Genomic DNA, 14,067 nt, shown 5'->3' on the forward strand with positions numbered 1-14,067 from the left:
TACACCAACAGAGCTATATTTTAGCTTCTCACAAGGTGTTGACTACATTATAAATTTGTATGAAGTTTAGTGTATCAAGATTTCGGTGATAATTGCAGATTGTAAATATATTGTAAATATTAAGATTTACAATGAAAATTGGCAATTACAACCATATACATATTTATGTTTTTTTGTCAATACTCAAATCCTGAACTTTCATAAATATAGTTATTTTATTGTAGCGCAAGCATCTTGCTTGCATTTATTATCCAAATTAAAAGCAAAACAGCCTAGTTATTTATAGTTACTTATAGTTAATTGTGCATCACACCGTATCAATACTGCAAATACATAGATAGTTGATAAGCTGTTGTGCCTTTAACTTGAATAATTAATACAAGCAAGATGCTTGTGCTACTGTAACTTCAGGATTTTTAATTATACAGTGAGTGCTGCACATTAGCTTAGTTGATATCTAATGCACCCTAGCGCTCAGGAGACAGTTGGGCAAGTATGTCATCTTTTTTACCAGATATCCATTTTGCAAATCTTACAGCTAAAGGTGGAACAATCAATAAAGGACTACTAAAACCAGAAAATATATGTAATCCTGAAAATTCAGGAATAGCGCCAACTAAGGGTAATTTATCAGCAGTAAAAGCCACTAAACAATGATGCCATGTTCCTGGTACATTAGCTAAACTGGGTAATATTTGCGTGATACTTTCTCGTAACCATTTCTCACTACTTGTTGAATTAGTTGAATTAACTGTTATTTCCGGTGTTGTGAAAATTCGGCTAATTTGACCTATACACAAACTACCATCAAGAAATTGTACCACACCTGAATCTAAAATTGGTGGCACTATTTCATAATTTGGTTGATTCCATAATTCCTCAGTGTGAGTAGATGCCATTTCCAACTGCAATCTTTGTAAATTTGCAGGTAATACCAAACTATTTAACTTAATATATACAGGTGGTGTTTTAATCATTTCCGCATGGGAGAAATATATTTTATAACCATCATAAGAATTAGAATAAATACCCATATTTTGTAATAAATTACGACTAATTCCACCTGCACAAACAACCACGTTATCACTAGAGAAAGTTGTGTAATTCGTTTTGACTCCCGTACATTTTTTTGTAGCAGTAGTTGTCAACTCTAAAAATTGTTGAAATTGTATTTCTCCACCTAAATTCAGCATTGCTTGAATGTATGCTTGGGCAGTTTTTTGGGGGTGAATATGACCATGTTTAACAGTTAATGCACCAGAGAGAAAATCACCATGCAATAAAGGTTCTAATTTACAGGCTTCCTGTACAGTCAATAACCCAGGAGGAATAGCACATTGTTGATAGGATTGATGAATAATTTCTGGATTAATATCATGAGGAATAGTTAATATTAAATCTAATTCTCGAAACTGAGTATCTGCCATTAATTCTTGAGAAAGAAGACGATGACGGGTAATACCTTCCTTATATAATTTTTGAGTAATGGGTGTATTTGCTGCCCAATAAGGAAGTCCACCATAACTGTAAACAGTGGCATTGTCTGTGATTTGATTTTGTTCTAATAACAGTACAGAACATCCTATTTTTGTCAATTCATAGGCTAAAGCAGTTCCTGTAATTCCTGCACCAATAACTATCCAATCGTAATTTTTCATAGTTTAGTAAAAATCCAATGATTAAATAAATATTATACCTTACATTCAATTTAATGAAAGTAAAAATTCTCTTGTGAGAAATTCATCAGCAATTTTTCCATCAGTGGGTAAATATATACAAACTCGAATATCTAAATCTTTTAAAAACTTGCACATTAATGGACCAACATCTTGCCATTGCAAATTACCCAGTCCACAACCCAAAGCAGGCATAGCTAAAGATTTTATCCCTTGTTGTTTATAATTATCCTGAATCCATTTTAATCCAGTTTCAATTCCCTGAATATCGGCATGATTTTTCCAATGTTGTTTGGTAGGAAACAACAGAAACCATGTCTCTCCATTCTCATAAGGTAATGATGTTGTATCTTCTGCTAATTGATTAAAAATTGAAGATTCCCGTTTATGTAATTGAGGTTTACCCATTTGCAAGATTTTCTTTTTACATAAATCTTCATAATGAACATACATATCAGGAAATCTATATTTAGCAGTGGAAGCTAATCCTTTACCCATTACCCCGACACAGTTTACACTAATAGTAAGTGTTTGCATTCGAGAGAAAAACATATCCCCTTCTACTAAAGAAACTGTGTTGGTTAATGCTATTCTCCTTACAGGTAAAAAGAAGATATCTGGTTCTATACTTATTGGGGGCTTAACTAAATTTTTGGATTCAGATTTTTCTATCAATTCCTCTAACTTTTTGGCAATATTTTCTGTGGGTACATAAATAGCTTGAATTAAATCAGGTGTAACTTTATTAGGTACTAAACATTCAGCCATAATTTTTCTTTTTGTGCCATCTTCTTCTTTCCACCATTCAATATCTATGCCTTTGATTATTTCAGTGATAATCTCTCTTTCTTTATATCTACTTGCTGGTAAAATGTGAGATGTACTACTAGCTGCATTTCCAGTAGTTATAAAAGCACCTTGACTATTTAAGATGCTGGGTTTTATAGATAAAACAACTATGCCATTATCTTTATTTTCATTCATAACCCTATATAACATTGGGTTTCTTGGTTGAAAATAGAAATTAGCATATTCCCATAAACTTTTCCCATCCGGTGTTAATCTATCACTGCGATTCTTAACTATTTGTTTATCATAGATAGGTACAGGTTTAATATTTTCTCTATCAATAACTCCATGGCATAATATTCCTCTCTTGAGGATAGAGGGTACATTATGTATATGTGTAATATAATACAAGCTGTCAATTGTTTTTTTGCGTTTCGTAGTCATAAGCTGTTGTGCTTTTAACTTGAATAATTAATACAAGCAAGATGCTTGCGCTACTGTAACTTCAGGTTTTTTAATTATACAGTGAGTGCTGCACATTAGCTTATAGTTAGATTTTGATGTTATGATTATGGTATCTTTTCTCTAATACTCGTGCAACCTGTAGAATTAAACTCTCATGATAAGGTGCTGCTATCAATTGTACTCCTAACGGTAAGGAATTTTCCTGAAAAATAGGAACTGACAACACAGGTAAACCAATAAAAGATAAAGGTTGAGTAAATAACCCTAAATGTGGACGAATCAAGATTTCCTCCCCTGCTAAAATCATTGTTTCTTGGCCAATTAATGGCGCAGTAATTGGTGTAGTTGGGGCAATAATCATATCTACCTGAGTAAATAATTCCCTGATTTTATCTCTATACCATCTTCTAAAACGTTGGGCTTGTAAATACCATTGGTTAGGAATTAAAGCACCTGCTAAAAATCTATCTCTTGTAGCTACATCAAAATCCTGTGGCCGAGTTTTTAACTTTTCTAAATGTAAATTTGCTCCTTCACAAGCTGTAATTACAAAAGCCGCAGCGCGGGCAATTTTCGCCTCTGGTATTGTTATATATTCTTTAACATTTAAGGTATTAGCTACCGTCTCAACAGCTTGTAAAGCCTCTATCTCTGCTTTTTGAGTAAAATAATCATCCGCTATGGCAATTCTAATTTTATTGATATCAAATGAGCTATCATTTATTTGTGGTAAACATAAATCAGGTGGAAGTTTTGTACAAACTGGATCTTTTTCATCTCCACCTTGTAAAAGATCAAATATTATGGCAATATCTCGCACTGAATTAGCAAAATGTCCAATATGATCTAAACTACTAGAAAATAATTTTACTCCACTACGAGGCAATCTCCCATAGGTAGGTTTAAAACCAAAAGTACCACATAAAGCAGCAGGAACACGAATAGAACCATTAGTATCTGAACCTAAACTAAAAGGAACTAAACCTCCTGCAACAGCAGCAGCAGAACCTCCAGAAGAACCTCCTGCAATTCTTTGTAAGTCATGGGGGTTATGGGTAGTACCATAATGGGCATTTTCTGTCACAAAACCGTAGGCATATTCATCCATATTTAACGCCCCAATTAATATTGCACCAGCTTTTTTTAATCTGGTAATTGCGGTTGCATCTACCACTGCTGGCGAATTTTCAGCGTTAATTTTTGACCCTGCTAATGTTGTTAAACCTGCAATATCAAATAGGTTTTTTACTGCAAAAGGTACACCTGCTAAAACACCGGGATTTTTACCTTTAGCTATTTGTTCATCAATATTTTCTGCATCTTTTAAGGCTGTTGCTGCGGTAATGTGAGTAAAACAATTTAACTCAGGATCTTTAGTTTTGATTTTAGTTAATGCAGTTTGGGTAATATCCACTGCTTTCACTTTACCTGATAATATCTTTTCGGCAATACCTAAAGCGTCATTCATGGTTTATTTATGGTTCAAAAATTGGCGCAATGTTAATTTCTTCTGGTACAGTAAAATTGTTGACTACTTCTGCTATAGATTTGATTCTTTCAAAATTGGCAACTACTCCATTTTGATATTCATCATTAATCGGTAAATTTAATAATGTGGAAATGATTTTTATATATTCTATTGTATCTTTTTGATGAGAAAATTGACTATTACAATCCTGATTATCCATAATTTTTACCATCTTTGTATTTTACTTTTAAACATAGATTTTTAATGGTTTACATCTTTCCTACATTTTACCTCCATTTTTTCCGAAATAGCAATCAGCAAAGGTGATGATACTGATAGGGATAATCTTAGTATTTATCTTTGTAGTAGGACTTACGGAAGTCTCACGCTAAAAAATCTGTTGTCGGGTGCGTCAGATATGAACAATTTGGTTATTTACATGATTTATACTGTCTGAAGAGGTTGGTGTGCTTGTCGAACCACACCCTACCAATGTACCAGTTGCGTAAGTCCTGTCTAGGAGGAAATCTTGTTCATCTTACTTACCCATTCCCAAATTAATACGCTACACTTGTTATTATACCGGATACTTGTTCTATAACCCTTTTTAAAATAAGGTTAGGATCATTCAGTATATTTCACAGTCTACTTACTGTGAATTAGAATTATTGTTAACTGGGATGATAGGATTATAAACAAAATGAACTTACAAAATCATCAAAATAAAGACCGTCTAATAGCTTCTTATATCTTATGTGCGGCTGGTTTTTTAGGTGTTAATGGGTTACATCGTTTGTATAATGGTAAAATTGGTACAGGTTTATTATGGTTTTGCACCTTTGGTTTCTTTTACGTTGGTCAGTTTATAGATTTGTTACTAATTCCTGGTATGGTGGATGAGTATGAAACGAATTTGCGTTTGAAAGCGGGTTTATCTCCTATTGGTGTACCTGCAAATCAAGCTATAGTTAATGCCCAAGTATATAAACCAGAAACTAAACAATTAACAGTGAAACTAATTGAAGCAGCAGAGGCTAATGGTGGAAGTTTAACTGTTACACAAGCAGTAAAATTTACTAGTGGGAGTTTTAAAGAAGTAGAAAAAGCTTTATTGGAAATGGTACATTCAGGATATATCAGGGTAGGTAATAATCCCAATACAGGCGCAGTTACTTATTATTTTGATGAGTTGTAAAGTAGTCAGGAGTCAGGAGTCAGGAGTCAGGAGTCAGGAGTCAGAATTTTCACTCCGCACTCCGCACTCCGCACTCTATCAATTAATTTCTACCTAACCATTTTTGACCATTTAAACGATATACTAAGCGAGTTACCAACAACTCTAAAGTGGTTTTTCGCTCATCTATCAAAAATGATTCCAAGGTACTAGGTTGTTTACCTTCATTACAAGAAAAACCTTTTTTACCTTGAATATTTTCCTCTGGAAAATAAAGGTTAAACTGACGTTGGCCATTTTGCCAAGAGCCAATTATTTGCCAACATTCTTCCCCAGAGGTAAACCCGATGATGGGATACTTCTGTTTAGCAAATTTTAGCTGCACATCTGCCACACCTTCTTTGCTAATTGCTTCTTGCAGTGCTGGTAAGTAATGCTGTTGTATAAACTCTTGAAAAGGTTTATCTTCCAGTGCGGGGGGTTTTTCCTTTTTGGGAGCTTTTGCGGCTGTTTTTTCGTCTTCTGTGACGTTTGGTGTGGTTTGTTCTGTCATTGCTCTGTTTTATCCTTGTGGAGTAGTTAGTTATTCTTATTTTGACACAGGATGACTGATCAGAACCAGGACTTAGGCAACTGGCACAAGCGATGCCCTAGTTGATCGATCTCATCTTATAGCGATCGCTTACTTGATATAACCCTACAAGTAGTGTCATGATCTAAACTCCAGTAGAGATTTTGAGGCTCGATAAGCTAGTAGTAAAAAATCTTCTATAATTTAGGACAGTGTTCTTCTAAACAGGATTTTAAAGCTTCTGGATCAAATAAAATTGGTAAAAAGTGAATACTATTAACCTCCTTAAAATAAAACAGAATCGGTACTTTATGCCAAAAAACGCGCCAATTTTGCCATTCTTGGTAGGGAAAACGCCGAATTAATTTTTCTCCTCTATACAGATCAAAGTCTGTGGCTGTAAATTGAAAGCGTAATGTTACAGCTTGCAGCATCAGAAATAATCCTAGTAACGTTACCACAGATCCGACCCAAGGTTGAATGAATAGGATAAGAATGCCAATGAAGACTAAGGCTATGGGAAGATTGTAACTTGGTTTAAGTTCTACTGTGGATTTGGGGTTCATGACTGAATCAAAAAATCTACCTGAATATAGTCATATTATATAATCACCTTTACCCCAACCCCATAAACCACGAAAAACTTTATTGCGTTTTGCTTTGTTATGACAAATAGTAATTCCCATACTGTTAATAAAAAAGAGTCCACTTATAAAAACTTATTTTCATCCTGAAACTCTTGTAAATCAACACTTGTAGTTTATTGTCTTACGTCGAATTTAGATGATGATAATTCCTTGTAGAGTCCTGGTTTATTTCTTATTTTCAAAATTAAGTCTTTTTCCCCTTCTTTGATTAATAAAAGTAATGTTTAGGTTAATTTTATAGAACTAAAGTTTATCTTTAGTTAAACATAAATACCTACTCAATTGTCTTCAACCTTTTTCACACTTTTTCAGCAAGCCCTAATTAAATACCATGACTTTTTCCTATTACCCAATTACGTCGGAAAAATCTAGATAAAGCTGTTTCTTCTAATGATAAATAAATTGGTCTTCCATGGGGACAAGTACGAGGATTTCGGGTTTTTTGCCAATCATCTAAAAGTTGCTGCATTTCTGGCAAGCTCATTTTTGTACCATTACGAATTGCGGTACGACAAGCTACTGCTACTTGTGCTGTTTGTAAGTCTCCTCCCCAACTTAATTCTAAAATTGCTTCGGCTATATCTTCCCTTTCTTTTAACACTAATGGTATGGTTCTTACTGCCCAAATTTGTTCTCCAAATGGTTCTATTTCTAATCCTATTCTTTGCAGTTGTGTAACTTGATTATTGGATAATTGATATAAAATTATGGCGGGTTCTATGGGTACTATTTGCCAATGATCACAGATTTTTTCATATAATACTCTTTCATGGGCTATGTGTTGTTCTACTAACCATATTCCTCCTGAATGTTCGGCTATAATATAGGTGTTATTAGCTTGAGCGATCGCTGTTAAATATAGTTTATTATCTTGTTCATTTTCTTGATTTTTTGAATGATCAACATTATTAATAGATTTAATGTTATATTGTCCTTTGGATTCTGCTACTTTAATTAAATTACTCACTCTACTTGTGTGAACTGATTCTTTAATATTACCTGCGGAAATTTGTAAGGCTTTACTGATAGCTTCTGTAACTTGTGTTTGCCAGAAATTCATGTCATGGAGATAAATTTCTGTTTTGGCTGGGTGACGATTCCAGTTAATTTGATCTGGTGATATGTTAAGGTGTAAAAAACACACAGGATAGCGATCGCGTGGTAATGTCTTATGAAATCCTGAAATAATTGTTTGTTCTAATTCTGCTGATTTAATTATTCTCCCATTAATTGCTATTTTAATCCAATCTGACCGATGACGATGACATCTATCTGGAAGACCAATCACTAAATTTAATGATGAATTTTCTCTATTTACTATGGGTAAATTTAACTCACATAAATCATGATATTTCACTTGACTGAGAATTTGAGGAATTAATTTACCTCCAGTTTTTGCCGGATAAATAGTAAACCATTCTTTATCATTTTGCCATACTTGATAAGTAAGATGAGGATGACATAAGGCAATATTTTGAATAATATTTTGGACTGATTTTATGTGTAGAGGTAAACTTTGATGATGGGGAGAACTATCAACAAATAGATTAGATACTGTTACTACCGTACCAGGAGCGATCGCTGCAATTTCCATTGCTTTCATTTCTCCTTGATGATTATAATTAATTCTCCATCCTTCCGTTTCATTTTTTGCTCGGCTAATAATTTCTAAATCTCCTAATGTTGCTAAACTATGTAATGCTTCTCCCCTAAATCCTAAACTATTAATCCGCCATAAATCATCACGAGAATGAATTTTACTGGTACTATGTGCTGCTGCTGCTTGATATAAATTATCCAGATTTATCCCATCTCCATTATCTGCAACTCGTACTTTCCAATGTTGTGGCCAAATAGAAATTACTATGCGTGTTGCATTAGCATCTAGCGCGTTTTCTACTAATTCTCTAACTACCGCTGTTAAAGAATCTATTACTTCTCCTGCGCTAATTAAATATACTACTTCTGTAGGTAATGGTTGAATTTTGGATGTCATTGTAGATGCCATAATAGATACTATAAAAGTCAACTTTTGCCAGTTATAAAATGTAGTTAAAGATATAAGTTTAAGAGAAATTACCAAAAATTAACATCAAACAATTATAACATAAAATTATCTACAAAACTACTAAATAACTACTAAATTAAAATTTAGATTGATGATTAAGAAAACAGAATTTTACGTAAAAATTTGTTAAATTACAAGTGAGGTTATAAGCGGGAAAGGCTTATGAATAGTAATTTTTTTGCTGATGCTATTGAATTAAAAATGCGTCTCCAATGGGGGCAACCTGCTTTTACAATAATTGATGTACGCGATCGATCTAATTACAATTTAGCTCATATTGCAGGTGCAATTCCTCTTCCCTTAGATAATTTAGCATCTCGCGCTCATTCTACCTTACAACGAGAACGAGATATTTATATCTATGGTGATGATGATGCACAGTCAGCTTACGCAGCACAGATATTAAGAATATCTGGTTTTACTAGTGTATGTGAAATTGCAGGAGGTATTACCGCTTGGGAAAATATTGGTGGTAGTTTAGAAGGTACTACTTGTATAGCTACTAGCTAATTATGCTGATTTAATGTTAGATATTATTGCTATCCCTGACTTTTTTAAGTTGGGGATTTTGTGGTTAAGATTTTATTACCTCTAAAGTAATTATTGAATTTTTATAGATGATTTTATATTCTATCACATTTCTCTAAAAATTTGCAGAAAATGTTACATATCGAGATAGAAAATTACGGTAAACTAATCATAATAGTTTTTATGATCTAAAAAATGACAGCAAATAGTCCCACAATTTTAGCCTTAGACTTTGACGGAGTGATTTGCGATGGACTAATTGAATATTTTGAGGTAGCATGGCGTACCTATTGTCAAATTTGGTCTACAAGTAATCATACACCACCAGATGACTTAGCGTTAAGGTTTTATCGCTTACGTCCAGTAATTGAAACAGGTTGGGAAATGCCTATTTTAATTAAGGCATTAATTGACGGATTTGATGATGATCAAATTCTGCAAAATTGGACAAATATTACTCCTAAAATTTTAGCATCAGATAATTTAGATGCTAAAGAAGTTGCCAAAAAACTTGATAGTTTACGAGATGAATGGATTAAAACTGATGTGAATGAATGGTTAAGTTTACATAGGTTTTATCATGGAGTAATTGAAAGACTAAAAATGACTCTTGCTAGTAATATTGAATTATATATTGTCACCACTAAAGAAGGACGATTTGTTAAAGAATTATTACTACAAGAAGGGATAAACTTACCAGAAACAGCAATTTTTGGTAAGGAAGTAAAACGTCCAAAATATCAAACTTTGCGCGAATTAATTGCTAAATCTTCCCAGAAACCTGTAAAACTATGGTTTGTGGAAGATAGATTAAAAACCTTGCAATTAATTCAACAACAATCTGACTTAGAAGATGTGCAACTTTTTCTAGCAGATTGGGGTTATAATACCCATGCAGAAAGAGAATCAGGGAAAAAAGATCATCGCATTCACGTAATTTCTCTTTCTCAATTTTCCCATGATTTCTCAACCTGGGTTTAACTTATATTATTCAGATCCCGGACTTCTTTAAGAAGTCCGGGATCTTGTGCAATCAGCAATTACCAATTACCATTTATATCATCCATAACCTTTTGGTAATGAGTTATTCTTTTTTGTTCTTTAAATATTTCTGCTGCTTTTTTTAAATCTGTTATTCCTTGCTGTTTATTCCCTAATTTATGATAAGCAATTCCTCGATGATGATAGGCTTCTGCAAATTCAGAATTAAGATTTAATGCTGCATTAAAATCATTAATTGCTAACTCAATATTGCCTAATTTATAATGTAACAATCCCCGATGATTATAAATACCTGCATAACCAGAATTAATGGCGATCGCTTGATTATAGTCTTTCATTGCTGCTGAATAATCTCCCATTGCAGCATAGACAATTCCCCTTTGATAATAGACTTCTGCAAATTTTGGATTGATAGCAAGTGCTTGATTATAATATTTGATTGCTTTAGGCAAATCTCCAAACATATAACTATTTAAACCTTGATGAAAATAGATAATACTATCTTGCTTTTTTATTTGTGCTAATAGTATTCTTGTTTTTCCGTGAGGAAGATTTACCAAATCTTCAGCATCAACTTGAGGAACATATAATGTTATACCTAATATCAAAGATGAAAGCATCAAAGATAAATTGCCCATAGTCATTTCTCCTGTGATAGTGTTATACTAAGTTATCAATAATATCTTACTCTAACAACAGGATACCCGACTTCTTAAACAAGTCGGTTATCTGACACCTACTATTACACCAAAATATATGTTAGACTTAACAAAATTAACACAACAAATGCAAGGTTTTAGTGAACATTTAACCTTAGAAGTTGCCGCCAATAAAGAACGTTTAGAACTAGCACAACAATATTTACAAATTGCTAGTGAATCACAAAAAGAGTTAGTAGAAAAACAAGAAAGATGGAGTAATAATATCCTCTTTGCTAATGCTACACCACTAGAACCATTAGCAAGTTGTATAGATATTCCTATTCCTCCAAAAGTACATACAATAGTAGCTACCGACGGTTCACAAATTGCTCCCAATCATCATGAAATTGCCTATTGTTACCTCTTAAATATTGGTAGAGTGGTATTACATTATGGGCAAAATTTACACCCAATTCTTGATAGTTTACCAGAGGTATTTTATCGTCCTGAAGATTTATATATCTCTCGACAATGGGGAATTAGAACCGAAGAATGGATGGGGTATAGACGCACTGCATCAGAAAGTAGCGTCTTAGCAGAATTAGCTATTAATGCTAAAACCTCTGCACCAATATTAGCAATGGTAGATGGTTCTTTAATACATTGGATATTAGATCAATTACCAATGGATGCGCGTGATTGTATATTGCCCCCCATACTAGAGGCTTGGCAAAAACTACATCAAGCTGAAATTCCTCTCATGGGATATTTAAGTGCATCCCGTAATGTTGAAGCTATGAACTTCTTACGTTTATTAGCCTGTCCTCACTCCGTACCTGACTGTATTAATCATTGCCCTAATCAATTAGATCATTTACCATGTAAGAAATTTGACTCTTTAAGAGATACAACTCTGTGGGCTACCCAACTTAAACCAGGACAACGTGGACCTATATGGCGGAGTAATGCCCGTATTTTAGAACTGTATGAAGAACAGACTATATACTTTTGTTATGTTAATGTAGGTGCAGAAATTGCTAGAATTGAGTTTCCTGCATGGGTAGCAGAAAATTCAGTCATGTTTGATCAAGCACTAGGATTAATGTTAGCACAGGTACAAAAGGGTTATGGATATCCTGTAGCAATTGCTGAAGCGCATAATCAAGCAGTGGTTAGAGGAGGAGATAAAACACGATTTTTTGCCATGTTGGAAAGACAAATGATTAAAGCTGGGATTAAAAATGTTGGTATTTCCTCCAAAGAAATCCGTAAACGTGGTAGCATTGCTTAATATTTTCGTGAGTATTGATAATGATTTTTGACACATTATTTTTTTTACAACATAAAATTACAACAAAAACCACCTCAGTGTGTTCTTAATTATCACATTGTTTTAAATCGGTTAATAATACCAGAATTTGATCTATTGCTGTTCTGATAGCCTGATTAGGTTGTTGATATTGATTAACCATAATACTAAAAACCAAAGGTTGATAATTAGGAGTATTGATATATCCTGATAAATTAGAAATTCCCGTCATAGTTCCTGTTTTTGCTTGGATAATTCCCACAGCATTAGTATTTAAAAAACGATTTTTTAATGTACCACTAACACCAGAAATAGGTAAAGATGCGCGAAAAATTTCTTTTTGTGGGGATTTTTCCATTGCTTGTAAAAGTTGTACTATGGCTGTGGGAGTAACTAAGTTTTTTCTGGATAAACCTGAACCATCAACGATCATATAACCTTGCGGTTCTATACCTAAATCTGTGAGAGTTTCTTTGATGACTTTTAAACCTAAATTAGCAGTAGTTTCATTTGTACCTAATGGTTGCTTACTAGCTAAAGTTCTTAATAAAACCTCAGCATATAAATTATTGCTATTAATATTTGTCTCTAATAATAATTCTGATAAAGGAGGAGATGCTACCACAGCTATTTCTTTACTATTATTATTATTTTTCTGATCATTATTAATTAAAGTTTCCTTAACACTTATACCTTGATTAGCTAAAACTTGACGAAATTCCCTTAAAAAATTTGTGGCAGGATCAAATACAGCTATAGTATTAACTTCTGGTGGTGCATCTATTGGTAATTTTCCATTAATCCTTAAAATTTGCCCTTTTAAATCCCGTTCTATATTGATAAAACCTGGTGTTCCTGATGCTGTTGTGATAGTATTATTCTCAATTTTCCAGTGATATCTTTCAGGAGAATTATCCCATCTTAATTGTAATTTATCACCAACTTTTTGGGGTAATAAAGTTAATGAAATGGCATTTTCATTGAGAATTAAACTATTAACTTGTGTACCATAGTAAGATTGAATATCTTCCCATTCCCAACTAGAATTAATCAGATCACCTTGAAAAGAACTATCATCAGCAATTAATTTGTTAATTTCCTTAATACCACTTTGAAATAACTGTTGAGATAAAAGTTGTAATTGCGGATTTTTCAAACTAGGATCTCCACTGCCTACCACACGCAAAACTCCATTACCATCATCATAAATAGCAGTGCGAAAACGAAAATCTGATCCTAATTTTGTTAAAGCTACCGCAGTGGTAAATAATTTAATATTAGAAGCAGGAGTAAAATATTTTTCGGCATTTTGACTGTAAATAGTTTCCCCTGATGATAAATTTTTAATTAAAATACCCCAATGCGATCGCTTTAAATCTTCCCGATTAACAACATTATTAATAGCTGATGTTAATTGATTAGTACAAATTGATTTATTGTCATTATTTTTAACATTAACTTGCGAAGTACGAGTTTCTGCTTTAACTATTTGTTTACCATCACCAATAGATAAACTAATTAACAGGAATAGGCAACTAAAAGAGACTTTTTTGAACATTGTAAACATGAGATTTATTAAAATAATTTTCTTGAGTAAATTTATCATATTATATAATCATATCCTTAACTTATTTAATAAATTGAGAATTAAACCAGAATTATAATTTACCCCTAATTGTAAATAAAATTGTCAAACTATTTACAATTATATAACAACATAGTAAAACCA

General features: G+C 33.0%; 13 protein-coding genes. 4 read left to right on the forward strand and 9 right to left on the reverse strand.

All coding sequences use genetic code 11. From position 1 onward, the window contains the following. Window positions 1-467: 467 nt before the first annotated feature. The 4 genes from H6F32_RS06290 to H6F32_RS06305 all read right to left on the reverse strand — a co-directional run bounded on the left by H6F32_RS06290 (window position 468) and on the right by H6F32_RS06305 (window position 4,618). On the reverse strand, window positions 468-1,658 hold the full coding sequence (locus H6F32_RS06290; protein WP_190368478.1) for an FAD-binding oxidoreductase: 1,191 nt from the start codon (window positions 1,656-1,658) through the stop codon (window positions 468-470). Between the two features lie 45 nt (window positions 1,659-1,703). Continuing rightward, window positions 1,704-2,909: a DarT ssDNA thymidine ADP-ribosyltransferase family protein gene (locus H6F32_RS06295; protein ID WP_190368479.1), complete on the reverse strand. Its 1,206-nt coding sequence runs from the start codon at window positions 2,907-2,909 to the stop codon at window positions 1,704-1,706. A gap of 106 nt (window positions 2,910-3,015) precedes the next feature. Continuing rightward, window positions 3,016-4,398, reverse strand: coding sequence for an AtzE family amidohydrolase (locus H6F32_RS06300; RefSeq protein ID WP_190368480.1), 1,383 nt, complete (start codon window positions 4,396-4,398; stop codon window positions 3,016-3,018). Window positions 4,399-4,405: 7 nt separating this feature from the next. Beyond that, a complete protein-coding gene (locus H6F32_RS06305) occupies window positions 4,406-4,618 on the reverse strand; it encodes a DUF4089 domain-containing protein (RefSeq protein WP_190368481.1) in 213 nt (70 codons plus the stop codon). A gap of 480 nt (window positions 4,619-5,098) precedes the next feature. Here H6F32_RS06305 and H6F32_RS06310 point away from each other — a divergent pair, with 480 nt between their 5' ends. Further along, window positions 5,099-5,593, forward strand: a complete 495-nt coding sequence (locus H6F32_RS06310; RefSeq protein ID WP_190368482.1) for a TM2 domain-containing protein — start codon at window positions 5,099-5,101, stop codon at window positions 5,591-5,593. Window positions 5,594-5,675: 82 nt separating this feature from the next. On the opposite strand, the gene H6F32_RS06315 is transcribed toward H6F32_RS06310, so the two are convergent. The 3 genes from H6F32_RS06315 to mutL all read right to left on the reverse strand — a co-directional run bounded on the left by H6F32_RS06315 (window position 5,676) and on the right by mutL (window position 8,786). Continuing rightward, window positions 5,676-6,125: a DUF2996 domain-containing protein gene (locus H6F32_RS06315; RefSeq protein ID WP_190368483.1), complete on the reverse strand. Its 450-nt coding sequence runs from the start codon at window positions 6,123-6,125 to the stop codon at window positions 5,676-5,678. A 215-nt stretch (window positions 6,126-6,340) separates the two neighbouring features. After that, window positions 6,341-6,709 (reverse strand): DUF3119 family protein, encoded by a 369-nt coding sequence (locus tag H6F32_RS06320; RefSeq protein WP_190368484.1) that lies wholly within the window; start codon window positions 6,707-6,709, stop codon window positions 6,341-6,343. A gap of 403 nt (window positions 6,710-7,112) precedes the next feature. Continuing rightward, the gene (mutL, locus tag H6F32_RS06325; RefSeq protein ID WP_190368485.1) at window positions 7,113-8,786 is read right to left on the reverse strand and encodes a DNA mismatch repair endonuclease MutL; all 1,674 of its coding nucleotides are present in this window, start codon (window positions 8,784-8,786) and stop codon (window positions 7,113-7,115) included. A 234-nt stretch (window positions 8,787-9,020) separates the two neighbouring features. Here mutL and H6F32_RS06330 point away from each other — a divergent pair, with 234 nt between their 5' ends. Together H6F32_RS06330 and H6F32_RS06335 are read left to right on the forward strand one after the other, a co-directional pair. Next, window positions 9,021-9,368 carry a rhodanese-like domain-containing protein gene (locus H6F32_RS06330; protein WP_190368486.1) on the forward strand — a complete coding sequence of 116 codons (348 nt, stop codon included), beginning with the start codon at window positions 9,021-9,023 and terminating at the stop codon, window positions 9,366-9,368. 213 nt (window positions 9,369-9,581) lie between these two features. Continuing rightward, complete coding sequence (locus H6F32_RS06335) at window positions 9,582-10,367, forward strand: HAD family hydrolase (RefSeq protein ID WP_190368487.1); 786 nt, start codon at window positions 9,582-9,584, stop codon at window positions 10,365-10,367. Window positions 10,368-10,426: 59 nt separating this feature from the next. Here H6F32_RS06335 and H6F32_RS06340 read toward each other — a convergent pair whose 3' ends face one another. Continuing rightward, complete coding sequence (locus H6F32_RS06340) at window positions 10,427-11,026, reverse strand: tetratricopeptide repeat protein (protein ID WP_190368488.1); 600 nt, start codon at window positions 11,024-11,026, stop codon at window positions 10,427-10,429. Window positions 11,027-11,144: 118 nt separating this feature from the next. On the opposite strand from H6F32_RS06340, the gene H6F32_RS06345 reads away from it, so the two are divergent. Next, window positions 11,145-12,320 (forward strand): DNA double-strand break repair nuclease NurA, encoded by a 1,176-nt coding sequence (locus H6F32_RS06345; RefSeq protein WP_190368489.1) that lies wholly within the window; start codon window positions 11,145-11,147, stop codon window positions 12,318-12,320. Window positions 12,321-12,405: 85 nt separating this feature from the next. Here the strand turns inward: H6F32_RS06345 and dacB are convergent, their stop codons facing one another. Next, window positions 12,406-13,905 (reverse strand): D-alanyl-D-alanine carboxypeptidase/D-alanyl-D-alanine-endopeptidase, encoded by a 1,500-nt coding sequence (dacB, locus tag H6F32_RS06350; protein ID WP_313926493.1) that lies wholly within the window; start codon window positions 13,903-13,905, stop codon window positions 12,406-12,408. Window positions 13,906-14,067: the final 162 nt, after the last annotated feature.

It is taken from the genome of Anabaena sp. FACHB-1237 (assembly GCF_014696225.1).
Classification (GTDB): domain Bacteria; phylum Cyanobacteriota; class Cyanobacteriia; order Cyanobacteriales; family Nostocaceae; genus FACHB-1237.

What these genes read in the sequence shown, in the direction of transcription:
- H6F32_RS06330 (WP_190368486.1), top strand. Translation starts at nt 9,021, where the DNA reads ATGAATAGTAATTTTTTTGCTGATGCTATTGAATTAAAAATGCGTCTC.
- H6F32_RS06310 (WP_190368482.1), top strand. Translation starts at nt 5,099, where the DNA reads ATGAACTTACAAAATCATCAAAATAAAGACCGTCTAATAGCTTCTTAT.
- H6F32_RS06345 (WP_190368489.1), top strand. Translation starts at nt 11,145, where the DNA reads ATGTTAGACTTAACAAAATTAACACAACAAATGCAAGGTTTTAGTGAA.
- H6F32_RS06305 (WP_190368481.1), bottom strand. Translation starts at nt 4,618, where the DNA reads ATGGATAATCAGGATTGTAATAGTCAATTTTCTCATCAAAAAGATACA.
- H6F32_RS06295 (WP_190368479.1), bottom strand. Translation starts at nt 2,909, where the DNA reads ATGACTACGAAACGCAAAAAAACAATTGACAGCTTGTATTATATTACA.
- H6F32_RS06300 (WP_190368480.1), bottom strand. Translation starts at nt 4,398, where the DNA reads ATGAATGACGCTTTAGGTATTGCCGAAAAGATATTATCAGGTAAAGTG.
- H6F32_RS06335 (WP_190368487.1), top strand. Translation starts at nt 9,582, where the DNA reads ATGACAGCAAATAGTCCCACAATTTTAGCCTTAGACTTTGACGGAGTG.
- H6F32_RS06315 (WP_190368483.1), bottom strand. Translation starts at nt 6,125, where the DNA reads ATGACAGAACAAACCACACCAAACGTCACAGAAGACGAAAAAACAGCC.
- dacB (WP_313926493.1), bottom strand. Translation starts at nt 13,905, where the DNA reads ATGTTTACAATGTTCAAAAAAGTCTCTTTTAGTTGCCTATTCCTGTTA.
- H6F32_RS06290 (WP_190368478.1), bottom strand. Translation starts at nt 1,658, where the DNA reads ATGAAAAATTACGATTGGATAGTTATTGGTGCAGGAATTACAGGAACT.
- H6F32_RS06340 (WP_190368488.1), bottom strand. Translation starts at nt 11,026, where the DNA reads ATGGGCAATTTATCTTTGATGCTTTCATCTTTGATATTAGGTATAACA.
- H6F32_RS06320 (WP_190368484.1), bottom strand. Translation starts at nt 6,709, where the DNA reads ATGAACCCCAAATCCACAGTAGAACTTAAACCAAGTTACAATCTTCCC.
- mutL (WP_190368485.1), bottom strand. Translation starts at nt 8,786, where the DNA reads ATGACATCCAAAATTCAACCATTACCTACAGAAGTAGTATATTTAATT.